This is a genomic window from Nonomuraea sp. JJY05 (assembly GCF_043496855.1).
Taxonomy (GTDB): domain Bacteria; phylum Actinomycetota; class Actinomycetes; order Streptosporangiales; family Streptosporangiaceae; genus Nonomuraea.
This window is the reverse complement of sequence record NZ_JBIEIS010000027.1, coordinates 37,072-58,042: the sequence shown is the minus strand read 5'-3', so window position 1 is coordinate 58,042 and position 20,971 is coordinate 37,072. Positions and strand designations below refer to the sequence as shown.

At 68.7% G+C, this 20,971-nt stretch carries 23 protein-coding genes; 4 read left to right on the top strand and 19 right to left on the bottom strand.

The features are described from left to right. Positions 1–131 precede the first annotated feature (131 nt). Positions 132–839 carry a GntR family transcriptional regulator gene (locus ACFKCF_RS36105; RefSeq protein ID WP_394499781.1) on the top strand — a complete coding sequence of 236 codons (708 nt, stop codon included), beginning with the start codon at positions 132–134 and terminating at the stop codon, positions 837–839. A gap of 695 nt (positions 840–1,534) precedes the next feature. Here the strand turns inward: ACFKCF_RS36105 and ACFKCF_RS36100 are convergent. From ACFKCF_RS36100 to ACFKCF_RS36060, 9 genes are all read right to left on the bottom strand, one after another. Then, positions 1,535–1,798, bottom strand: coding sequence for a hypothetical protein (locus ACFKCF_RS36100; RefSeq protein ID WP_394499780.1), 264 nt, complete (start codon positions 1,796–1,798; stop codon positions 1,535–1,537). Beyond that, positions 1,795–2,391: a hypothetical protein gene (locus tag ACFKCF_RS36095; RefSeq protein WP_394499779.1), complete on the bottom strand. Its 597-nt coding sequence runs from the start codon at positions 2,389–2,391 to the stop codon at positions 1,795–1,797. Before ACFKCF_RS36095 ends, ACFKCF_RS36100 begins: the two co-directional genes overlap by 4 nt. Continuing rightward, the gene (locus ACFKCF_RS36090) at positions 2,384–2,701 is read right to left on the bottom strand and encodes a hypothetical protein (RefSeq protein WP_394499778.1); all 318 of its coding nucleotides are present in this window, start codon (positions 2,699–2,701) and stop codon (positions 2,384–2,386) included. Before ACFKCF_RS36090 ends, ACFKCF_RS36095 begins: the two co-directional genes overlap by 8 nt. Beyond that, the gene (locus ACFKCF_RS36085) at positions 2,698–3,162 is read right to left on the bottom strand and encodes a hypothetical protein (RefSeq protein ID WP_394499777.1); all 465 of its coding nucleotides are present in this window, start codon (positions 3,160–3,162) and stop codon (positions 2,698–2,700) included. Before ACFKCF_RS36085 ends, ACFKCF_RS36090 begins: the two co-directional genes overlap by 4 nt. Further along, positions 3,159–4,625: a hypothetical protein gene (locus ACFKCF_RS36080; protein WP_394499776.1), complete on the bottom strand. Its 1,467-nt coding sequence runs from the start codon at positions 4,623–4,625 to the stop codon at positions 3,159–3,161. The genes ACFKCF_RS36085 and ACFKCF_RS36080 overlap by 4 nt, the downstream gene beginning before the upstream one ends. Then, complete coding sequence (locus ACFKCF_RS36075; RefSeq protein WP_394499775.1) at positions 4,625–4,837, bottom strand: hypothetical protein; 213 nt, start codon at positions 4,835–4,837, stop codon at positions 4,625–4,627. Before ACFKCF_RS36075 ends, ACFKCF_RS36080 begins: the two co-directional genes overlap by 1 nt. A 167-nt stretch (positions 4,838–5,004) precedes the next feature. Beyond that, on the bottom strand, positions 5,005–5,298 hold the full coding sequence (locus ACFKCF_RS36070) for a WhiB family transcriptional regulator (protein WP_394499774.1): 294 nt from the start codon (positions 5,296–5,298) through the stop codon (positions 5,005–5,007). After that, positions 5,298–5,969: a hypothetical protein gene (locus tag ACFKCF_RS36065; protein WP_394499773.1), complete on the bottom strand. Its 672-nt coding sequence runs from the start codon at positions 5,967–5,969 to the stop codon at positions 5,298–5,300. The genes ACFKCF_RS36070 and ACFKCF_RS36065 overlap by 1 nt, the downstream gene beginning before the upstream one ends. Further along, the gene (locus tag ACFKCF_RS36060; RefSeq protein WP_394499772.1) at positions 5,966–6,859 is read right to left on the bottom strand and encodes a Rad52/Rad22 family DNA repair protein; all 894 of its coding nucleotides are present in this window, start codon (positions 6,857–6,859) and stop codon (positions 5,966–5,968) included. The genes ACFKCF_RS36065 and ACFKCF_RS36060 overlap by 4 nt, the downstream gene beginning before the upstream one ends. Positions 6,860–7,221: 362 nt before the next feature. On the opposite strand from ACFKCF_RS36060, the gene ACFKCF_RS36055 reads away from it, so the two are divergent. Then, positions 7,222–7,728, top strand: coding sequence for a hypothetical protein (locus tag ACFKCF_RS36055; RefSeq protein ID WP_394499771.1), 507 nt, complete (start codon positions 7,222–7,224; stop codon positions 7,726–7,728). A 221-nt stretch (positions 7,729–7,949) separates the two neighbouring features. On the opposite strand, the gene ACFKCF_RS36050 is transcribed toward ACFKCF_RS36055, so the two are convergent. From ACFKCF_RS36050 to ACFKCF_RS36040, 3 genes are all read right to left on the bottom strand, one after another. Then, positions 7,950–8,390 carry a hypothetical protein gene (locus tag ACFKCF_RS36050; RefSeq protein WP_394499770.1) on the bottom strand — a complete coding sequence of 147 codons (441 nt, stop codon included), beginning with the start codon at positions 8,388–8,390 and terminating at the stop codon, positions 7,950–7,952. A 615-nt stretch (positions 8,391–9,005) separates the two neighbouring features. Next, positions 9,006–9,365, bottom strand: coding sequence for a hypothetical protein (locus ACFKCF_RS36045; protein WP_394499769.1), 360 nt, complete (start codon positions 9,363–9,365; stop codon positions 9,006–9,008). Positions 9,366–9,448: 83 nt separating this feature from the next. Continuing rightward, positions 9,449–10,459: a pentapeptide repeat-containing protein gene (locus ACFKCF_RS36040; RefSeq protein WP_394499768.1), complete on the bottom strand. Its 1,011-nt coding sequence runs from the start codon at positions 10,457–10,459 to the stop codon at positions 9,449–9,451. Positions 10,460–10,521: 62 nt separating this feature from the next. Between ACFKCF_RS36040 and ACFKCF_RS36035 the strand changes: the two genes are divergently transcribed. Next, positions 10,522–11,343 carry a hypothetical protein gene (locus tag ACFKCF_RS36035; RefSeq protein ID WP_394499767.1) on the top strand — a complete coding sequence of 274 codons (822 nt, stop codon included), beginning with the start codon at positions 10,522–10,524 and terminating at the stop codon, positions 11,341–11,343. A gap of 106 nt (positions 11,344–11,449) precedes the next feature. Here ACFKCF_RS36035 and ACFKCF_RS36030 read toward each other — a convergent pair whose 3' ends face one another. The 6 genes from ACFKCF_RS36030 to ACFKCF_RS36005 all read right to left on the bottom strand — a co-directional run bounded on the left by ACFKCF_RS36030 (position 11,450) and on the right by ACFKCF_RS36005 (position 18,262). Continuing rightward, positions 11,450–12,100: a hypothetical protein gene (locus tag ACFKCF_RS36030; RefSeq protein ID WP_394499766.1), complete on the bottom strand. Its 651-nt coding sequence runs from the start codon at positions 12,098–12,100 to the stop codon at positions 11,450–11,452. A gap of 76 nt (positions 12,101–12,176) precedes the next feature. Next, on the bottom strand, positions 12,177–12,602 hold the full coding sequence (locus ACFKCF_RS36025; RefSeq protein ID WP_394499765.1) for a hypothetical protein: 426 nt from the start codon (positions 12,600–12,602) through the stop codon (positions 12,177–12,179). 14 nt (positions 12,603–12,616) lie between these two features. Next, entirely contained in the window at positions 12,617–15,076 is a 2,460-nt protein-coding gene (locus ACFKCF_RS36020) for a fibronectin type III domain-containing protein (RefSeq protein ID WP_394499764.1), read from the bottom strand. 164 nt (positions 15,077–15,240) lie between these two features. After that, on the bottom strand, positions 15,241–17,247 hold the full coding sequence (locus ACFKCF_RS36015) for a fibronectin type III domain-containing protein (protein ID WP_394499763.1): 2,007 nt from the start codon (positions 17,245–17,247) through the stop codon (positions 15,241–15,243). A gap of 65 nt (positions 17,248–17,312) precedes the next feature. Next, positions 17,313–17,780 carry a hypothetical protein gene (locus ACFKCF_RS36010; RefSeq protein ID WP_394499762.1) on the bottom strand — a complete coding sequence of 156 codons (468 nt, stop codon included), beginning with the start codon at positions 17,778–17,780 and terminating at the stop codon, positions 17,313–17,315. Beyond that, positions 17,780–18,262 (bottom strand): hypothetical protein, encoded by a 483-nt coding sequence (locus ACFKCF_RS36005; protein ID WP_394499761.1) that lies wholly within the window; start codon positions 18,260–18,262, stop codon positions 17,780–17,782. The genes ACFKCF_RS36010 and ACFKCF_RS36005 overlap by 1 nt, the downstream gene beginning before the upstream one ends. Before the next feature lie 171 nt (positions 18,263–18,433). On the opposite strand from ACFKCF_RS36005, the gene ACFKCF_RS36000 reads away from it, so the two are divergent. Next, positions 18,434–18,634, top strand: a complete 201-nt coding sequence (locus ACFKCF_RS36000) for a hypothetical protein (protein WP_394499760.1) — start codon at positions 18,434–18,436, stop codon at positions 18,632–18,634. Between the two features lie 42 nt (positions 18,635–18,676). On the opposite strand, the gene ACFKCF_RS35995 is transcribed toward ACFKCF_RS36000, so the two are convergent. After that, the gene (locus tag ACFKCF_RS35995; RefSeq protein WP_394499759.1) at positions 18,677–20,953 is read right to left on the bottom strand and encodes a fibronectin type III domain-containing protein; all 2,277 of its coding nucleotides are present in this window, start codon (positions 20,951–20,953) and stop codon (positions 18,677–18,679) included. Between the last annotated feature and the right edge of the window lie 18 nt (positions 20,954–20,971).

Sequence of the window (20,971 nt, the reverse complement as noted above, 5' to 3'; positions counted from 1 at the left end):
AGCTAGCTATATAGGTGTAGATCAACAAGAGGGGGTTGTTGACGGTGATAGCCACGACCGGTATCCCGGTGGCACGTAGGGCTGGCACCCTTGGTGTGCCGACACCACCGACAGAGATGGGATGGATACTCATGGCCGCAGGGCACCCCTTCGAGGAGATCGCCAAGGACCTGCGGTCACGCATACTGCGCCACGAGCTAAAGCCCGGCGATCCCCTGCCAAGCGAGAACGCGCTACGCGAGCTGTACCAGGTGTCGAGGGTCACCGTTCAGCGGGCGATGGAAGACCTTGTCGCCGAGGGCCTGGCGGTGACCGTGCCGAAGAAGGGTGTGTTCGTGCGAGGTTATGACCGGACGGTGCGGACGGTGGGACTCGACGCGATCAACCGGGAATTCGGCGCCGTGGTGGAGGTCACCGTCGTAGATACCCCGCCGGTGATGGAGCGCCCCGACGCCAGCCCCGACGTGGTGGAGCCGGGCGTGTTCCGGCGGCGCGTCGTCGGCGACAGCATCCGTGACACCTACTGGGCCCGCACGATCACCGACCGGATTCCGGAGCTGACCAGGCCGGCCCCGTTGGAGACGGGGGACCTGCTGCTGCTCGTGAGCGCCGGCCTGCAGCCGATCCGGGGAAGGGCTCACGCGGTCGCGCGCATGCCGACGCACGAAGAGACCAAGCTCCTGAGCCTTCCCCGGTCTACGCCGGTGCTCGAGCAAACGGTGTGGCTGTTCGCGGGCCTCGCGGGCCGGGAACTGATCGGGATGCGGGTCGAGGTGCACCGCGGCGACCGGACCAGCCTGCAATACGACTTGATTCCGCTGCGAGGGACGGAGGACTGAAACGGCAGGCAGTCGTAAGGCTCAGCGCAACCCTCCTTACGAGGATGCGCGCAAAGCGGTAAAGTCGAAAAGATAGTCAGGTGCCCTAGTGGGCAGGTGACCAGCCCGTCTTCCGGGACGGCGGAGAGGCGGCGCCGCGCAAGTCCGGTGGCCATCCAGACGCATTGCGCGACACCGCCCCAGTGGTTTGGTGCGTTGAGTCGAGAGGTTGCAGCCTCCCGACTCAGCGCCCGACCTTGAGAACCACCTCCACCACGAGCAGGATCACGCGAACTACGATCAGCGCGACGTCCTGGGGCTTAGGCGGTTCCCAGTCCCGGTACCACGGCCTCTTCTCCTCCATCTTGATCCCTTCTTTTGGGTGGGATCGATCGACGACCCTTGTGTCGGTCGAGCCCGCGCGGAGCCGGCCAGCACGAGGGAAGAGAAGGTGCTTGGTCACTACGGTAAAGGAAGTCTCTTGGCGGCGGTGGCAATGATCGCGGCAGAGACGTTGCCTAGCTGGAGAAGGTGGGTTCTCATTCCTTCTCCAGCCTGCTAAGGCAATTCGCTGTGATCGCCTCCTGCTCTGACCAGCAATGATATGGACAGATCAAGATCTAAGAGGGCCGAGATGTGATCGACTTGTGATCTGCATCACATTTTGTGTTCACGGCATTCTGAGTCGTAGCAGACGCTGATGCGCAGGCGCATGGTCACGCAAGCGGAGGCTCATCGAGGAGCACGAGCGCGGCCACCCGAAGGCCCATGTCGAGGGTTCGGGTGGTCTCCCGCCAATAGGCGCGGTCTTCCTCGGCCTGTTCGCGGGTGGCGCGCATGCGCGGGGTCATCCAGCCGGAGCCGTCGCCGATCTGCTTGGCGTCGACCACGACGTACCCCGCCACCCCCTCAGTCCGCTCGGGCCGCCCAGAGGCGGCGGGGGCTGCGGGAGTGGTCTGCTCGGGAATGATGATCGTCATCGCGTGACCTCCTGGTCGTTGGTAGTGAGGGGCTTGCAGGACAGGAGCCGGATCGGCACGTCTCCGCGGCCGGCCTCCTCGCATGAGCGGCAGATGGAGGTGCCGCTGGTGCCCTTGGTCGTCTCGATGGCGCCGTCACGGTGCATGGCGCAGACGCGCTGCGGGGCGCGCTCGCACCCGTGACCGCAAGTGAACTGGATGATGGCGACTCCGGAGGCGTGGCACTGGCCGAGGTCGATGCCGAGCCAGCTCGTCCGGGTTTCGCGCCGGATCGCCTCGGCGGCCGCCTCCCGCGCGGCGCGCTCCTCGGCGGTGCAGACGTGGCAGGCGACCATCGCGGCCCGGAACGCGCCCTCGTCGCCGTCCTGCGCCATCACGTAGTGGACGTCATCGCCGCACCCGCAGCACAGCGGCCCGCACAAGGGCAGGCCGCGCACCGACCGGATGAAGATGCCGGCCGGGGAGTCGTCCACCGTGACGTCGTCGTCGGCCGCGAACTTCAGGGCCTGGCGGTGAGCCTCTGCGGGGTCGTCGCCGGGCACGAGGAGGGCGAGCCCTTCGGCCCGGACGACGAGCTCGATCCGGTCAGTCACGGATGGGGCCCTTCTGCGGGTTGGAGTAGCGGAGGTTGTCGAGGACCTCCGCGACGGCCTGGCCGGCGGCGTCGACTCCGGCGCGGTAGCCGGTCCGGTAGGTGTCCTCGTTGGCCGCGACGAGCAGGGTGAGGGTGCGGCCTTCGGCACGGTGCCGCACGTCCCACCACGTGGGGTGGCCGACGAACGTGGCGTCGGTGGTGTACCAGTTGCCGAGGTTGGAGCGGTTGGCCACCCACACCTCTTGGCGTGGGCCGCCCCAGTCGATGGCGACGACAGAGCCGGGCGGCGGCTCCTCGGTGATGGTCATCTCTGCTCCTGGGGCGGGTGGTAGGCGATCTCGGTCAAGGTGGTGCGCAGGTTGGCGGCCCTGTCGCGCCGGTAGACGGTCATCTCCTGGCATGCGGGGCAGCGGCTGGCCTGGTAGCGGATGAGCGGCTGCTGGCCGGGGCGTGGGGCGGCCAGACCGATCGCCATCTGCTGAGGACCGGGGTGGTCGCACTGCTCGCACGCGGGGTCGATGTGGCTCATCAGCGGGGCGGGCTCCCAGCGCCGCCAGGTGATCGAGGTGGCGCCGTCGAGTCGGGGGAGGGCGGGGACGAACCGCTGCTGCGCGGCGACCATGCCGCGCAGCTTCTCGTTCTCGACGCGGAGGTACCGGTTCTCCAGGTCGATGTCGGTCTGGAGCGCCTCGATCCGCTCGCGCAGTTCGGCCGTCTCGTCGCGGGACTTCGCGCCCTTGGCGGGGCGCGGGGTGGCGGGGTTGCTCATGCGACCTGCCCCTCCTGGTCGGCGGGCTGGTCAGCGGGCTGGTCGGCCTGCTGGGCGCGGACGGCCAGGATGCGGGCGGGATGGATGAACCCGATGGTCTCGACGCCGTCGCCGCTGATGCACCAGGAGCCGGGCGTCTCGCCATGCTCGGCCTCGGCGCCGCACTTCTCGCAGTAGACGCGCTCCTTGGCGGCCTGGAGCTCCTTCTCGCGGTCCGAGAGCTTGCGGGGGCGCAGGGATGCCCTGGCGGCCTCGATCACCGCCTTAGCGATCTCTCCGCGCGCCGCAGGGGCCTTCTGGGGGCGGGGGCGGGGCTCCTCGTCGGCGGGCGGGACGGCGGTCAGCGTGGCCAGTTCGGCGAACTTCTCCTCGACCGAGGCCGACGCCGGCGTGGGCCTGGCCGCTGGGGCAACCGCCGCCGGAGCCGGGGCCGGAGCGGCCGGGGCGGGCGTGGGCTGCTGGGCGGGCCGGTCGATGCGGCGCTTGCCGCCCTCGCAGGCCGCGCAGTCCCCGCCCTGGTCGAGGTCCTGGCCGTCCTCGCACCTGGCGTTCGCGCAGACGCGGGCCTGGACGACGGTAATGGCGGCCGCGACCGCGTCGTTGACCCGCTCGCCCTTGTGCTGCCACCACGTCCAGCGGCGTTCGATCCGCTCAGCGAGCTGGTCAACGCTGCGGTTGGCCAGTTCCCGCTGGATCGCGGCCAGCACGCGGCCGGACGCGTTGCGGCTGATACGGCGGCGCAGCTCCTCGGGCAGCTGCTCGAACACGGCGGCGGCCGGGGCCACCGGCGGGCGGGGCTGGTCGTGGTGAGTCGTCGTCGCTGGCTTGTCGACTCCGGCCGGAACGGCCGCGCCGCCCGGCTCCTCACCTACCTGTAGTCCGCCTACGGCGGGAGGTACCGGGGTTTTGTCACTGTGCTCGGTGACTGTCTTTTCAATAGCGCCCAGGTTTCCGAAGTCCGCGTCTCCGGAAGCCGGGTTCCCGGGCTTCGGAAACCTGGGCTTCGGGGCGTCGTCTTCCCCGAGGCCCGAAAACCCGTCTTCGGCCTCTTCGGGCTGGTCGGGCACATCCTCGGCGGGGGTGGGGAAGTAGCGGGCGGCGGTCTGCTCGTCCTTGATGACGATCGGCTTCTCTCCGTTGGCGCGGTAGCTCGCCGCCCACTCCGGGACCGGGATGAACGACACGTCGGTGAACGAGTGCCAGGTGCCGCCCTTGCCGCCCTTCAGGACGCGCACGAGCCGGTAGTGGCCGGCGGCGGCGAGCTCGCGCAGGGCGGTGCGGATGGCCTCGCGGCCTTCCTTGCCGTCGCGGGCGATCGCCTCGCTGCGGACGTCCCAGTCCTCCGGCTTGGCCAGGAGGTAGACCAGCACACCGCGGGCCCGGTACGACAGCTCGGAGTTGAACGCGACGTCGTTGGGGACCTGGACGTAGCGAGGCACGTTGTGGTGCCGCATGCGGGCCATCAGGCGCGCACCTCCAGCGGGGCGGGGGTGGTCGCGGGGTGGGCCGCGTATGGGTGACGCCGGGCGGACTCGGGGACCGCCTCGGGCGCGAAGGAGTCGGGTGCGACGACGTGCGCGAGCCAGCCAGCCAGCTCCTCATCCGAGGGCATGGCGAACGGCTCCAGCGCAGCGGAAGCGGCCGCGCGGCGGCGCTTCCGAAAGGCGAGCAGCATGTGCGGGTCTTTCTCTCGGTGGGGGACCGAAGGGCGCGTCCGGCATGGGTTGCCGGGCCCGCGGACCCAAACAGGTCGCGGCGCTTGCGTCCAACGGAGAAGATCGAGGGTGTGTTTTGGCTGGTCACGCCCGGTCGGTTCGTGCATTCCGGGCGTGTCGCGGCCTGCTAGGCGGCGGCGCTGGCCAGACTCCGGCGGCGCCGCTCGTCGGCGAGCTCGTCGGGGTTGAGCCCGCCCCGGATGACGTAGCGCTCTCCCATGGCGATGGCCTCGTCCAGGCACTGCTCACGGACGGGGCACCGGCGGCAGTAGGCCTTGGCCTTGGCCTCGTTGTACTCGGGGCGGGGGCGGCCGCCGCGGAGCGGCTCCTTGTCGTTGACGAACACCCAGCCGGGCACGCCTCGGCAGGCGGCCCGGGTGTGCCACTCGGGGGAGATCATGGAGAGCTTGCGGCGGGCCATCACTGCTCACCGTTTTCGGCGGCCGAGAGCGCGAGCATCGACGCGAGCCGCGAGCCGCTGAACAGCCCCGCCCGGTAGGCGTCCGTGATCACCTGGTCGGCGTCCGGGGTGAACTTCACGGTCGGGGACGGGTTGGTCGGCACGATCTTCACACCGGGGATGTCCACGAACTCGCCCGAACGGGGATCCACGGGCACGCCGTGCTTGGCGGCGGCCTCGCCGAGCAGGTCCACGAACGCGGGCCGCACCTGCACAGTGAGCTTGGCTCGGCCGGGGCCGAGCATCTTTTCGAGGGCGGCCATCACGCGGTCGGCCTCCTTCTCCGTCACCTCCACGGTGATGGTGCGGGCGACCTCGGTAGGCGCATTCTGCTCCACCCACTCCTGGAAGGCGGGCGAGTCGGTGACCCTGAACTGGTAACCGACCTTCGGCTGCGTGACGGTCGCGAAGGCCCGTCCCGCGATGTGCGCAACCTCCGTGCCGCCCGGGGCGAGCATCGGCATCCCGTCCTCGGTGGTGGCCTTCAAGATGGCGATGCGGTCCTTGATGACGTCGCCGATCTTGTGCTTCTCCAGATAGCGGGCCATGGCCAGTTCCGTGGCAACGGCGCGGCCGGAGGGGGCCGCCGGGGCGGGCACGGAGCCCACCGCCTTGACGTCGTTGGTGCTCACACGCCCGCCTTCATAGGCTCGGCGGCCTGCGCCACCTGGTTGGCCCGGTGGGCGGTGTCGCGCACGGCGAGCAACAGTTCCCGCTTCGGCATGAACACCGCGCCGATCGCCTGCTCGTCCGCCTTGCTGACGTGGCCCGCCGCGATTTCGGCGTCGATCTGGTTGCCGATCGCGGTCATCTGGTCGAGCGAGGTCGCGCCGCTGATGGCGACGATGATCCTCGACAGCAGCGACGGGCCGGTATCGGCGTTGAGCGGCCGGTCGGTCTCGTCGTAGCCGAGCGACACCTGCTGAGGCACGTTCGCCTGGATGTCCTCCGGCTCCTCCGATGCGGTGCCGCCCGCCTGCGCGGCCTGGTGCGCGGCGATCTCCTCCGGCGTCGGGTCCGGCCACACGAGCGTGCCGTCCACCAGCGCCGAGGTCTGGCCCTTGTTGTAAAGCGAGAGGCCGAACTGGTCGCCGAGCGGGATGGACGCCCGCTTGGTCGCCACGGAGATGGCCGACTTCATCGCCAGCTCGTGCGCGTCGCCGCGCGTCTGGTTCTGCGCCGTCTCGGCGGTGCCGTTCTCGTAGTGGCACATCACGTTGCCGTACGGGTCCTTGACCGTCAGCCGGACGACCGCCCGGTAGCAGACGTCCCACCGGCCCGGCTTGTCGGTGCGCTCCTGCTCGAACACGAGGTCGAGCCGAAGGAGGTCGGTGTCCCAGTTGCCGAACCCGAACACCCGGTTGAGATGGGCAAGGTTGTCCTGCTGGGTGATGTGCGAGTGGCCCTTGCCGTCGCGCATGACGCGCTCGGGGGCGATCGGCTTGAGAAGCTGCCGGATCTGCTTGCGCAGGAAGCCGCGCGGGCGAAGCTTCCGGGCCAGCTTCGTGGTGGTGGCGAGCAAGGTGTCTCCGTTCCTGGGGCTGACGCCAGGCGTCGGGGTCGCAGTCCCTTCGCCTGACGGGGCGGGACGGCGCGGCGCACACTAGGCCGCACCATCCCTAACAGCTAAAAGTGTAGGGCATATTTATCGCAATCAAACACTACAGCCCCAACCCAAACCCGGTCAACACCTTCACCCCACCGCGCCCTCAGCCCTGACCGACCGCTCAACACCACGACCATCGACCAGTACAAACACGAGAAGGACTTACCAAAACCGCCCTAAGATCTCTACCCTTCCCCTAGACGTAAGCCCTCACCCATGGAGCGCAGCGCACCGCAGCACGCTGGCGCGACCCGCCGACGCAGGAGACTTCCTTCCCCATGTCTCAGCCGCCCGAGTTCACCCTGCACTTCGAGACCGACGACATGACCGGCGACCAAGTCGCCCGCCTCGGCCTGTCCAACGCCGCCGCAGCCACCGTTGAACGGCTACTCCAAGTCGTCTCCACCGTGGACGACGCCCGCCGGCAACCCGGCGACCTCCTAGACGAAACCCTCGATGCGCTCAAGACCATGAACAAGGTCATAGCCCGCGCCATCATGACCGAACTCATGCGCGGAACCCCCGAAGAGGATTTAGCCGACCGGCTCGACATAGACCCCTTCACCTTCGCCCGCCAGCACGGCCGCCTCAACAAAACCCACCTGCTCAACGACCCCCAAGGACTATGGGACGAACTCCGGCCCACCTGCCCGGCCACGATCCACGACACATGCCCGGCCGACCCAGCCACCGCCGCCCACCACCTCGACCTGTGGATGCGCCGCCACCTCGACCCCCGCGAAGCCGCGCCGGGCCCCACTCACCCCGTCTCCGCAGGCTTATAGCCGCCCCGGGGCATACGAAAAGGCCCGCTCCCACAGCCACGGGAGCGGGCCTTCTTCACGTTCAGCGCCTGGTGTGCGCGCCCCCACCCAACCTCAAACGGGAGCTGCGACCTTCCCTCGGAAAGGCGGGACGCGCACAAGCACGGTGCCCCAGGAAAGGACCCCATCCCCAACCCCAAGGGTCGGGTGTGCGCCCCCATGATAGGCACGCCGGCGCAAAATCACACAGCCGGCGACTCGGCAGCCGCCGCCTTCAGCGGACGCGCCACGTTGTAAAGCGCGGACACCACCGCGGCGAACGCGGCCTGAGCCACCGCGAAACCGATGGTCTTCAGGTCACCCGACGCGACTCCCGTCGCGGCCGCGCCGCCCGCGACGATCGCACCCGACAGGACGTTCTGCCATAGCGACCTGTTGGCGCGCAGCGGCACCTCGCCGACGCCCGCAGCGCCGGAGGGCTTGAACCGGTTGTAGACGTAGGCGAGCACCGCGGCGAGCGCGGCCTGGCCGCCGACCACGCCGAGGGTGCCCGCGTCGGTCGCCTCGCCAGCGGTCACGATCGCGCCGCCGCTGGCCACGATGGCGACGGAGAGGATGTTCTGGATCAGGGACCGGCCCGCGCGCAGGAGCGCGTCGGAGATGCCCGGAAGACGATGAACCATGTCGGCTCCTTCGGAAGGGTTGGACTGTCCGGGAGCGGATGGTGCACGAGTAGGCGGTTAACGTCGCCTCGTCCAGGTGAACCCAGCAATGCGACACCGCTCGACGTACCATGAGGGCAAGTTGCTGGCTGGAGACGGGGCCATGTCCCGTTTCAAGCAGATGGCGATGTCCGTGGGGGCGCGGTTCTCGATCTGCCTAAGAACCGATGTCCGACCGTCAGGTGCCTCGAAACTTATGCCTTGAAATTATCCGGGGGCACCGGCGGCAATCAGGCAGAAGAGAGGGCAGGGTGACGGTATGCGTACACCCCTGGTGGTGTACGGCCAACCGGTCTAACCGGCACCGGAGCAGGAGCAGCAACCTGGGCCAACCAGCCCACCATCGCCAGCATCCTGGCCATCATCGCGACCGTCCACATCGGCCTTGTTGCGTGCGCTGCACTGACTGCTCTTTGGACGGAGAAGGCGCCCCGCCGCAAGGCGGCCGTGACCGTCCTCCGAATCCTGCTCGGGCAGCAGTCTGACGACAAAGCCCCCGACCAGCAGGGCGGGGGGAAGCCATGACGTCAGGTGCCCCTCGCGGCCCGCCCCGTCCCGGCCCCCTCGGGGGCTCGCTCACGCCCAGGTCTTGAGCGCGATGCCGATCACGCCGAACAGTAGCGACACGGCGATCGGCACCCACGTGGAGAACCGCTTGGCGTTGTCGGCCATCGTCTGTACCCGCGACCGCTCGGCCGCCCGCTCCTCGGCCGCCGCCTGGATCTGCTTGGCGTGCTCGTCGAGCCGCTCTGACACCGCGCGGTGGTTCTCGGCCACGAGGTCGGCCAACTCGGCGTGCCGCCGTTCACCGTGCTCGGTCCGCTGCAGGATGAGCGCGAGTTGGCCGCGCACGTCAGTGAACCCGACCTCGGCGATCCGCCGAACCTCGGCCACCTGCCCGGCCACCCATGCCTGCTCGTTCTGCTCGTCGGCCATCCCGCACCCCCAACACGTTCGGGCCTGCTCATGTCGGGGCGGCACGATAGGGACAAACCGGGCTTGCGTCGCCGAGAAACTGGTCAGAACTTGGTGGTTGAGTCCGTCCTGGTGTTCTTCACTAGCCATCCTCGATCGGGCAGTCCCTCAGCCTCGCGCAGGTTGGCCCCGCGCAGGTCGGCCCCGGCCAGGTCGGCCGACCGCAGGTCGGCCCTGTACAGGTTGGCCCCACGCAGGTCGGCCCCGGCCAGGTCGGCCCACCGCAGGTAGGTCCCCAGGTCGGCCCCACGCAGGTCGGCCCCGTCCAGCCTGGCCGCGAACAGGTTGGCCCTGCTGAGGTCGGCCTTGCGCAGGTCGGCGTCATGCAGGTCGGCCCACAGCAGCTTGGCATCCGGGAGTTGGGCCAGTGGAGTACGCACCTCGGCCAGATTCAGCCAACTCCCTCCATAATCTTCGCCGAATTCGGGCGGCGGATTACGAGTGAGTACAGTGAGTGCCGCCGCGATATCCGTAGTGGGCGGCAGTGGCCCGGTTTTGGGGAACTTGGTCTCCGGCTTCGGGTCATGCTCGCGGACAAAGGCCGCCAGCACGTCAACAATCGTCTGACGGTCGCGAGGGGAATCCCTCGCAAGGCGCTCAAGCGCGTAAATCGCGCCCACCCGGACATCTAACGACTTGGAGCCGAGTTGCTCAACCGCTTTGGTGTACCGGTCTGTGACCTGGCCCTGCTGTGCCGTCTCCAAAGTCCTGGCGGTGTAGATGAGGCTGCCCGCGGTGAACACCAGCCCGAAAACGACCCCCCATGCAGTGATCCGTTGCACGACCGCCCCGCGGCTGGCGTGGAGAACATCGAGGCGCTCCTTGGGCGTGAGTTGGCCAAGCTCGTCCGGAGTGAGGGCCGGTACCTTCCGCAGAGACTTCGCACGCCGAAGTCGCGCGAGAACCCGCAGAACCAACCGCACGGCTCCCACCAGGGCGACCGTGCACCCAAGAATTGTCAGCAGGACCGGAGGCCACGATAGCGTCGCCTCAAGGAGGCCAAGGGTCGCCGTCGCAACGACAGTGACGATCAGGACGGTCGTGATCCAGACCAACGTCCGCAGCAGGCGGGCACGTCGCGCACTCACACATCCAGAAAACCCCAGAAACTCGGCCAATGGCCGACTTCGATCTTAGGCTGGCCGCAAATTCGGCGGTTCCGCTTGCACTGCGAGGCGTCGCGCGATGTGCTTCCCGCGTGGAAAGTTCCGATCACGAGCTGGACGAAGAGACGAAACCGGTTCTGGTTCACTACACGACCGGCAACCTCACCGGCTCCCAGGCCGCCGCCGTCAACCGGTGGCGTGACCGGCTGGACGAGGACCGGCCCCTGCCCGGCATCGAGCACAAGGGCGGCCCGCTGCGCGAGTTCTTCCACCTCGACGACCGGCCGCCCTGCTCCCTCTCGGACGTCATCGGCACCGCCGTCATCCGCTTCATGAAGCGGCCCCCTCAGGCGCTCGACGTCGCCCGCTACGCCCACGCCTCCCGCCAGGCCCAGATCGACATCGGCCGGTTCGGCGCCCGATCGGATTCGCCCGTGCACAAGAAAGTCAGCTTCTACCTGCCGGAAGGCGTGGCCATCGAGTGGGAGAACCTGCGCAAGGCCACCGAGCCCGCCGTGCGCGAGTTCGTCAAGGCCCTGCGCGCGCAGGTGCAGGAGGAGTTTCCCCGACCGGAGCAGGAGCGCGAGCGCGCGATGGCGTTCTGGTTTCGCTTGGCCGCCAGCGGCCTGCCCGAACATCCGCCGCGCATCCCGGGCGGTGTCATCGCCCGCATGGCCATCGATAAGCACGCCGACCGCGACGTCGAGCAAATGATCCTGGACGCCGTCGAATACGCCGAGGAGATCCACGAGCAGCCGCACCGGACCCGCCGCGACGTCCACGGACGCAACGAGACGCCCGCGCGCGGCCCAAGGCGCCGTGGCGGACGCTGAGCTCGGACCGTGCCCGACTATTTGCGGGGACCCGTTCTCGACCGGAAGCTCGTGGTCCCGGAGGGTACCGCCATAGACGAGTATCGACCGGCGGCCAGCGCTTCGTTCAATCGGAGGCGGCTAGGCCCAGCACCGCAGAGGCCAGTAAGAGAACGACCATGACCAAGATCAAGATTCGCCGTGTTCGCTGCTTGGCGACCCACGCAGGTAGCTCGATGGAGAGGGCGTGCGCGGTGTCACTGAGAAGGGGCCATCCCAGGGCGATGAAGATCCACCAGTAAGCGATGGTTGGGAGTTGTTCGAGCAGGAGAACTAGGGTGAATACGACATATTCGGCGGGGGTGTTTTCGGCGAAGACGTCGGGGTTCGCTGTAGCGGCTGCCGCGCCAAGACGTATGCCGCGAAATATCGGGACGAGGAGCTTCTGTGCCAAACTCCAGGCGTCGAGGACAAGAACCAACAAGATGCCTCGAAGGATCAAAACCTGGACTCGCCTGGTCTGAAAGACTGGCTCGGCAACGATCTCGGCCGCCCGAATAGGGTCTTGATCAGCTTTTGCCTGATCGAGCGCCTGCTCCTTCTCTAGGATCTCAAGTTCGAGCTTTCTTGATTCGAGGCGTGTTTTCCGAACCAGGTACCAGGAGCCGATCAGCCCGACCAAGGCGACGGGGATCGCAATGATGCCGGTGGCAACTTGCCACCAAGCGACTTCCTCGCCGCCCTTGGGCGTCATCGTCAACAACACAAAGGTGTCCATTAGGATCCTCTGCCTGTATTCGGGGCTGATCTACGATCTCGCCCGCGCCGACTCAGCGCAAGGGCTGTAGAGATTGCTACCGGTGCGACCCGCCCACCACCGCCACCGCCGCCGACCCGGCGTTGACCTTCACCTGCACGTCCACCACCTTCCGCGCGCCGAACGCCCATGTCGCTGGCAGGAACCCCGACACCGTCACCGTGCCCGACGCGGTCACCGTCCGGGAGTCGATCTGCGTGCCGTCCGCGCGCAGCTGCACCTCGGCCGACGACGCCCCCGACAGGGTCAGCGACACGTCCGCCGTCACCGCGCTGCCCGACCGGGGGAACGTCGTCCACGCCACCCGCGTGAGCGTGGTCGAGGTGACGGTTGCGAGCACCAGCACGAACGGCACCGTCCGCACCGCCGCCTGCAGCTCCAGCGCCTTCACCCGCGCCTGCAAGTCCGAGATGATGCGCACCAGGTCGGTCTGCTGGAGGTCGCCCGCCGCAATCTTCGCCACTCGATAACCCTCCTCTAGTCGGCGGCGACGGTGTGTTCGCCGGTCGTAACGGTCACCAGCTCGCCCTCATCCGAGTCGGGCTGAACCTTCAGGCTGACGATCTTCATTTCCCGGTCCAGGCCCGGCGACCCGTCCGGCAGCGCCGGGTACAGGTGGTCCGTCACCACCACCCGCGCCTTGCCGCCCAGCTCCCACTGCCACCAGCGCACATCCGGCGTGATCGCGAGATCGAATTCAAACAACTGCTTGGCGCCGCCTGAGGCGTCCGAGGCGCGCTTCGTCTCCGCGTCCAGCGCGGCCTGGCTCGTCAGCCCGTCGAACGTCTCGGCCTGCTCGATTAGCGGCCACCCCTCCGCCATCAGATCGGTACGGGTCACCGACGACAGCAGCACCCCGCCGTCCGGGATCCGCAACTGCCCCCACGTCCGAGTGGCCAGGCCCCGCCGGGTAGACCTGCGGAACCTGCGGACACTGCCGGGATACTCCAGAGTCAAGCCCGTGTCCGGCGGCTCGTCCCGGTTGATGCGGCGCAGGATGAACCGAGGCCGGTCATTGACGGCGTCCCACCCGGGTTTCACCCACCAGTCGAACCCGCCCGGCGCGGCCGCCACCTCGCCCGCCTTGTCGAGGATGGTTGAGAAGTCCTCACTGCGGTACTCCCGGTCGACGGGGGTGCCGGTGCTGGCCACGCCCTCGTACGTGAGCCACCGCCGGTCGGCCGCCGAGCTGGCGTGTTCGAGCAGCCACGTCATCTCCGTGTCCGCCATCGTGCCCGCCCGGGGGCCGGTGAACGCCACGTACCGGTGGCCGTAGATGGCGATGCACTCCTCGGCGCTGATCTTCAGGACCCCGGTTTCGCTGTCGTAGTCCTGGGGGTCCACGACGCGGCCGCCCCACACGAGTTGCTCGCCCCGGTAGACGAGGATCATGGTCCGTTCAGGCCTTGTCGCCGCGGCGACCCGCCCGATCGTGTATGCGGCGTCGTACAGCGGGATGTCCGCGCTGAGCATGCCGGTCCCGCCGAGCGTGATCTCGAAGCTGACGTTCTGGAGCGGCAAGCTGTCGAGCGGCAGGTGCGAGTCCCAGTCGTACAGCACGTACTCGTACGGGGGCGCCGCCCCGGACAGGTCTTGCAGGGTGGTGGCCTGGAGCATGGTCCGGGCGGACCGGTTGCCGAGCTCGTCGGTCGAGTCCACCCCGACCGAGTAGGTGACGCCCGGAGTGAGCCCGGTGAAGGTGTAGACCCTGGACGGCACTTCGGCCACCCGCAGGCCGCCGAGGTAGGCGCCGTACCCGGTGACGCCGACGTTGTCGTCCGTGCTGGGGTTCCACGTCAGGGTGATGGCCGTCTTGGACGTGGCCACTACGGTGACGGCGCCGGGCACGGTGGGCGGGCTGGTGTCGGCCTGGGCCTTCACCGTCCTCGATCCCTTCGCGGACCGGTTGCCGAGTAGGTCGAGCGCGTCCACCGCCACCGTGTAGACGGCGCCGGCCGTCAACCCGCTGAAGGTGTAGGTGCGGCCGGTCTGGTCGGCCTTCTTCGTCCCGTTGAGGTATACGCCGTACGACACCACCGCGGACTGGTCGTAAGGGGTGTCCCAGCCGATCGTGATCTTCCCCGCGGCGAGCGCGGTCACCTTCACGACGGGCGGGACCGGCGGCGTGGTGTCGTTGATCGGCGTGACGACCAGCTCGGCCTTCTCGCTGCGGTTGCCGTTGTAGTCGTAGGCGTCCACCTGGATCGTCACCGACACGTCCGGCGTCAGCCCCGAGAACGTCGCCGTCCGGCTGGAAGTCGAGCCCTTCTCGGTGCTGTTGATGTACGTCGTGTAGCCCGCCACCCCGGAGCTGTCATCCGTGGACGCGTCCCACGCCACCGTCACGCTGGTCGGCGTCATGCCGGTCAGCCGCAAATTCGCCGGCACCGAGGGCGGCGTAGAGTCCGGGTTCGGCCCCCAGGTGCCGGCCGCCCACGCATAGTTCGGTGTGCCGGACGGCAGGCCCGTGATCAACTTCTGCGACCACGACACCGACCCGGAAACGAATTCGTCCACCGCCGAGGTCGAGTAGACGCGCTTGACCGCGCCATCGTTCCAATCCCTGAACACATAGCCCTTGTGCGTGTAACCGCTGGGCCAGGCCGCCGAGGAGTTGTCGTTGCCCTGCACATAGGCTGCGACGCCGATCAGTGACACGCACCCGTCCGGCAGGTCCGACGCGCTGTAGAACGCCGAGCTGGACGTCAGCCCCGTGTCGCTGCCGTAGAAGTGGTCCGCGTCGGACAGCTCATACATCCAGATCGAGATTCGATCCGAGCTGTCGGAGAGGTTGACGGTGACGGACGAGTCACCAGTCGAGATCTTGCTGAGCATGCGGATGCCGAACGTGTGCCGGGTCCACTCGTGCTCGGTGAAGCCGCCCGAGATCGAGTTCACGCTCGCGTAGCTGTTGACGAACAGCACGATCCGATTCATGAACCCGGTGCTGCCGAACGAGTAGGTGTGTGAAAACGATGGCGACTGCGTGTTGTACGGCGTCGCCATCCGAACCAATCCCATACCGCCGCCCCCCGATGGCTGATGTGGGTAGATGCGGCACGGATCATGACGAAACCGGGCGCTTACGTCGCCCCGGCTGGTCACACCCAGGCGTCGAACGCCTCCACCACCAGCCTCGGAGTCCCCGTGACACCCGCGATGGGCTGGCCAGCCAGCGTGAGCGTGTTCGGGCCGGGCAGCAGCATGAACCAGGCCGGCAGGTGCGCCACCGCCGATCGGCCGGGCCGGGGGACGGGGTAGATCTCGGGCGGCACGTACGCCCACACCTGCCTCGTCGCCAGATCGAAGCTGAGGCTGTAATGGGGGTCCGCGGGCAAGCTAGAGCCGGTCATGGCCCGCATCACCGTCCCCGACTCCTCGTGCGTGATCGTCCAATCCCGGATCGGGCCGTACAACCTCATGCGGGCCGGGATCTGCGGGTACGTGCCCGCCATCGTCAGGGTGAGCGACGCCTCGCCCGGCAGCGCACCCACAACCACCGACGCCGACACGGGCGCGACCGCGTACCGGCGCGGGTCCGCGGCCTTGACCGTCAGCGACCAGCGGAACGCCAGCGCCCCGTCATCCTGGGGCGGCGGCATGTCGCTCAGCCGCACCCGGGCCTGCATGGTGCGCAGGGCGTCCTCCACCCGCAGCACGCCGATCTCGCGCGGCTCCAGCACCGCGAGGAACCGCTGCTTGGCCTCCCGCATCGCCGTACGGGACGGCGCGACCGCCACCCCCGACAGGGTCACCACCCGGGACGCGTACTGGCCGGCCCCCGCCCACGCCCCATCGACGCCGCCGAGCCTCGCCGAACGCGGCCGCACATCAGGGGTGGACGCCCACCCCTGCGCCTCCTCCACCACCCAGTCCACGCCCCACGCATCCCGCGCGTTGCCCGCCCACGAGCCGATCCGGTAGACCGGCGACTCGATCGCCGAGTACGGGACAGGCGGCGTGCCCACGGTCACGGTGTTGTCGGCCGACTCCTGGCCGAGCGCGTCGAGAGCGACGACCCGCACCCTGTACTCGAGGCCAGCCGTCAGCCCCGTGACCGTGTGCCGCCGCACGACGGGCCCGTCCACCGTGAAATCCGTGCCAGGGGTTGAGTGGGCAGGCTGCCCATCGATGTCGATCCGGTAGCCGACCACCCCGAAGTCGTCGGCCGACTGCGTCCACGCGACGGTGATCGACTCCTCCGCGGCCTCCACCATGAGCGTCGGAGCGGTCGGCGGGGTGTCGTCGAGCGTCCGCACGATCAGCTCGGCAGGCATCAGCGTGCGCTGCCCGATCTGGTCGACGGCCCACACCCGCACCTGGTGGTCCGTGTTCTCCACCAGGTTGTTGAACACGGCGGTCCGCCCGGCCTGGTTGACGGCGATCACGTCGCCGTCAAGGGCAACGTCATACCCGATGACCGGGTCCTCATCGGTGGCCACGTCCCACACCACCGAGAACGTCGTGTAGTCGACGCTCGTGGCGCGCAGGTTCGGCGGCGCAGACGGCGGCAAGTCCGGCGCGGTACGAACCTCCAGCGTGGCCCGGCCAGACCGATTACCGGTCGGGTCGGCCGCGTCCACCCCCACCAGGTAGGCGCGGTCAGCGACCAGGCCCGCGAACATGAACGTGGTGGCGGCCTGGTCACCGCCCTGCCGTACACCGTCCAGCCACAGGCCGTACCCGGCCACTGACACGTTGTCGGTCGACGGCTGCCACGACACCGTCAGCGTGGTCCTGGTCCTGCCCGTCATCGTCAGCCCACCCGGGACGGTGGGCGCGGTGACGTCCGGTGTGGTGACCTGGAGCTGCAGCCGGTCGGAGCGGCCATCGGCGGCGGCCGCGTCCACCTCGATCAGGTACGTGCGACCCTCCACCAGGCCGGCGAAGGTGAACGTCGTGCCAGCCTGGTCGGAGCCGGCCTTCACGCCGTCGAGGTAGAGGCCGTACCCGAGCGCGCCCGCCTCGGGCGGATCCCACGCGACCGTCACCGAGTTCGGGCCGACCAGGGTGGCGCGAACATTGAGCGGCCCCGGCGGCAGCGTCGAGATAGGAGGTCCTACCCGCCTTCTGGTCGGCACGGGGTAGCCGCGACCGTATCGAGCCATGACGAGGCACCTCACCAATCCTGGGGCTGAGCAGCAGAAAAGCGGGGGTGAGGGGTTGGAGGGGGTTAAAAGCGGGACGCCCTAGTGACGGCAGCAGCCCAGTTCGAGACCGGCTGCGGCACAAGCCCGTCGATCGTGAACGTCAGGTCGTCGATGTAGGCGGAGTCCTCGGCGGTGGAGTTGCTGCCGTCCTTGCTGTAGCGGAAGGTCAGCGTCTGGCCTGGCGTCACCGGATACTCGGGCGACTGCGTCCAGGAGGCAGCCCCGGACACCTTCACCTCGGTCTTCTCCGTACCGGCGATGAAGAACTGGAACCAGTCGTAGTTGGACTCCGACGACACCCGGTACCAGAACCGGACCGAGCTTGCCCCGGCTGGGACGGTCACCGTGCAGTCGGTCGTCCCGTTGTCGGTGATCGTGGCGGACTTGAAACAGCCCGCCCCCTGCCTCGGCGTGACCGTGGATCGGGCCCAGCTGCCGGAAATGCTGACGACGTACGTGGTGTCGTTGAAGTCCTCGACAAGATCGGCCATCAGTGGCCTTCCCGCCAGTAGAGCTGCGCGGTCACATCCACCGTGGCGGCCGCCACGACCACGACGGCCAGCCAGCCGCCCGGCGCCACGATCACCTCGTCACCGAACGGAATGAACTCGCTGACTCCGGCCTGCGGGTGGATGCGCTGCCCGATCACGATGTCGCCCAGCGTCGGCTCCGTCGTCCAGGCGGCGGCCGGGCCCTTCACCGCGGTGATGGTCGAGTCCGGGGTCGCCGGGTCGAGCTTGACTACCGGTACGGAGACAGGGACGGACGCGCCGCCGCCGCCCGCCGTGGTCTGCCGTGCCACCAGGCTGCGGACGGGCTGGGCGGCGCTGTTGGTGCCCCGGTAGGAGATCCGGTAGCCGTAGACGGCGATCCGGTGACTGCCCGGGTTGGCGACCGGGTTGGCGATCTGAAGGACGGTCTTCTGTGCGGTGCCGGACGCGACGTCGTCGGCGATGGCGGTGTACTTGGCCACGAATCCCCCCGAATGCTTGGCTTCGGGGCGGGAGTATGCCGACTGGCCGGACTAACGTCGCCCGAGGGGGGAGCCGCGTACGATCGAGCCATGAGAGGGCATGCGGAGCCGCAGGGAGCGACTGCTTCCAACCGTGGCCACCGCCTGATTGTCCTCGCATCAGGAGCCACGATGCTGTTCAGCATCATGTCCAACTTCGGCGAGATGCCGACCTGGCACCAAATCGTGTTCGGCTTAGCTGCGGTGGCAGGCGCGGTAGCCACGGCTGGGGGGTCTGGCCAGCAGGCGGTTGCGACCTGTGGATCAGACACAAGCCTGCTGGACTTCCAGCACGACTCCAAAAAAAATCGAACGTACGTTACGGTCAGGTAGCTTTACCAGATAACAAATGCGAAACGTTGGGACTGCGAGCTGCTACCGCCAGGAGTCCCACGCCTGGATCACCATCCGCGGACTCCCCACCTCGCCCGGAACCGGTACGCCTGTGAGCGTGAGCGTGTTCGGCCCGTTCTGCAGCGCGAACCGGGCCGGGAACGAGCCGAGCGCGCCCCGCCCCGGGCGCGGCTCCGGGTACACGTCCGGCGGCACGTAGGCGAGCACCACCCGCGTGGCCAGGTCGATGTCCAAGCTGTACCGCGAGTCCGACGGCAGCACCGTGCCCGGCTTCGTCCGGATCACCAGCCCCGACTCCTGATGCGTGATGGTGAAGTCCTTGATGGGCCCCCACACGCGGATCTGCGCCGGGATCCACCGATAGTCGCCCGCCATGTGGATGCTGATCGACGCCGACCCCGGCAGCGTCTCGATCGCCACCTCGTCATAGATCGGGCGCACCGCCGTGCGGCGCGGGTTCGGCGCGAGCAGCGGCAGCACCCAATCGAACGCGATCGGGCCCCGGTCGGTGATCTCGATGCCGCCGTTGAGCCGCACCTGCGCCTGCCTGGTCAGGCCGCCCTCCTGCACCCGCAGCGTGCCGAGCTGGCGGGGCGCCAAGGCGGCCTTGACCCGGTCCTGAGCGGCCAGCATGCCCGCCCGCGAGGTGGCGACCGCCTTCCCCGACAGGGTGATCCGCCGCGCGCCGAAGCTCCCCGGGCCGGAGAATCCGCCGTCGCTGGAATCGGATTCCTCCTCCAGCGGCGTCACGTCGGCCGTGGACGCCCATCCCTCCTCGCGTTCGACCACCCAGTCGACGCCGTGGGCATCGCGGGCGTTGCCCGTCCACCCCTCCAACCGGTAGACGGGCGTCGCGTTCGGTGCCCAGTCCGCCGCCAGCGTCGAAACCTCGAGTTCCACGAGCGGGCCGCGGCCGCCGCCGTCATCGACCGCTCGCACCCCCACCATGTAGGCGCCGGCTGGGTTCAGGCCCTCGATGACGTAGCCGAGCGTCGTGGTCGCGCCGGTCACCTGCCCGTCAAGGAGCACCTCGTAGCGGGCGATGCCGAGGTCGTCGGTGGCGGGCTGCCACGCCAGCGTCACCTCTTCAACCCCGGGCGTGGCGGTCAGGCCGGGAGGAGCACCAGGCAGCGTGTCGGCGAGCGTGGTGAAGTCGAGGGCGGCGATCGGAGACCTGTTGCCGCTGGTGTCCACCGCGTCGACGCCTGCCGTGTAGGCGCGGCCTCGGCCGAGGCCGGTGAACGTGTGCTGCAGCTCGGATTGGTCGCCTCCTACCTTGCTGCCGTTCAAGTACATGCCGTATCCGGCGAGGCCGACGTCATCCGTGGCGGCATCCCACGCCAGGGTGGCGGTGGTGTGCGCCAGGTCGAGCAGCCGCACGTTGCCGGGCGCGGTCGGCGGCGCCAGGTCGGTCACCGCGAGCACGCTGATGGTGGACTTCTCCGACCGGTTGCCGGCGGCGTCGCGGGCGTCCACGCCCAGCTCGTACACGGTGCCCTTGGTCAGGCCCGTGAAGGTGTAGGTGCGGCCCGTCTGGTCGGCGCCCACTTTGGAGTTGTTGCGGTACAGGCCGTACGCGGTGACGCCGATGTTGTCAGTGGCGGGGTCCCATGCGATCGCCGCGGTGGTGTCGGTGACGGCGGTGGCGTGCAGGCCGGGCGGCATGGTGGGCGGGTTCGGGTCGATCCGGCCGAACGCGGCGATGGCGATGCCGGTGTTGTAGCCGCCGCCCGTGCTGGTGGCCTTGTAGGTGACGTTGCCGGCGAAGGGCAGCCCTCCGGCGTAGAACTGGGCGCTGACCCGCGTGGTGGAGTAACCGCCCGTTCCGGTCACGGCGGCCGTGAGCCCGGACGGCGACCAGGAGGAGCCGGGCGTGCCGGGCGGGATACGGCCCTCAGCAGCGATCACGTACCCCTGCGCGGCCGGCACCGTCACCGGCGTGCAGGAGACGATGCCGCCCGCGTTGTAGCCGCTGGTCGCGTACAGCACGTCAGGGGAGTCGTCTCGCTCCTCGGCATAGATGATCATCGCGCCATCGGTGCTGCTTGCGAAGAACCCCGCGTAGACCTCATCCCCGGTGGCGATCTTCGACCAGACCGCCACCTGCGCGTAGCCGAAGTCCTGCGCCACGAGCGTGTACGGCGTGTGCGTGGGCGACTCTTCGCCCGGTTCGCCCGCACCGAACAGCGACACCACTGTGACGATCAGCCGATTCCCTGGTGTCGTCGCCTGCGGGAACGACACTGAGTAGAGCTGCTGCATCTCCGCGAGGCTGTACTTCTGCCAGATGCGTCCCATGACCTTGTGACCCCCCTG

Coding starts and splice junctions, on each gene's coding strand:
- ACFKCF_RS36080 (WP_394499776.1), bottom strand. CDS start 4,625: ATGGCCCGCATGCGGCACCACAACGTGCCTCGCTACGTCCAGGTCCCC.
- ACFKCF_RS36100 (WP_394499780.1), bottom strand. CDS start 1,798: ATGACGATCATCATTCCCGAGCAGACCACTCCCGCAGCCCCCGCCGCC.
- ACFKCF_RS36010 (WP_394499762.1), bottom strand. CDS start 17,780: ATGGCCGATCTTGTCGAGGACTTCAACGACACCACGTACGTCGTCAGC.
- ACFKCF_RS36075 (WP_394499775.1), bottom strand. CDS start 4,837: ATGCTGCTCGCCTTTCGGAAGCGCCGCCGCGCGGCCGCTTCCGCTGCG.
- ACFKCF_RS36015 (WP_394499763.1), bottom strand. CDS start 17,247: ATGGCTCGATACGGTCGCGGCTACCCCGTGCCGACCAGAAGGCGGGTA.
- ACFKCF_RS36045 (WP_394499769.1), bottom strand. CDS start 9,365: ATGGCCGACGAGCAGAACGAGCAGGCATGGGTGGCCGGGCAGGTGGCC.
- ACFKCF_RS36055 (WP_394499771.1), top strand. CDS start 7,222: ATGTCTCAGCCGCCCGAGTTCACCCTGCACTTCGAGACCGACGACATG.
- ACFKCF_RS36000 (WP_394499760.1), top strand. CDS start 18,434: ATGCTGTTCAGCATCATGTCCAACTTCGGCGAGATGCCGACCTGGCAC.
- ACFKCF_RS36070 (WP_394499774.1), bottom strand. CDS start 5,298: ATGGCCCGCCGCAAGCTCTCCATGATCTCCCCCGAGTGGCACACCCGG.
- ACFKCF_RS36090 (WP_394499778.1), bottom strand. CDS start 2,701: ATGACCATCACCGAGGAGCCGCCGCCCGGCTCTGTCGTCGCCATCGAC.
- ACFKCF_RS35995 (WP_394499759.1), bottom strand. CDS start 20,953: ATGGGACGCATCTGGCAGAAGTACAGCCTCGCGGAGATGCAGCAGCTC.
- ACFKCF_RS36085 (WP_394499777.1), bottom strand. CDS start 3,162: ATGAGCAACCCCGCCACCCCGCGCCCCGCCAAGGGCGCGAAGTCCCGC.
- ACFKCF_RS36020 (WP_394499764.1), bottom strand. CDS start 15,076: ATGAATCGGATCGTGCTGTTCGTCAACAGCTACGCGAGCGTGAACTCG.
- ACFKCF_RS36050 (WP_394499770.1), bottom strand. CDS start 8,390: ATGGTTCATCGTCTTCCGGGCATCTCCGACGCGCTCCTGCGCGCGGGC.
- ACFKCF_RS36105 (WP_394499781.1), top strand. CDS start 132: ATGGCCGCAGGGCACCCCTTCGAGGAGATCGCCAAGGACCTGCGGTCA.
- ACFKCF_RS36030 (WP_394499766.1), bottom strand. CDS start 12,100: ATGGACACCTTTGTGTTGTTGACGATGACGCCCAAGGGCGGCGAGGAA.
- ACFKCF_RS36035 (WP_394499767.1), top strand. CDS start 10,522: ATGGCCGACTTCGATCTTAGGCTGGCCGCAAATTCGGCGGTTCCGCTT.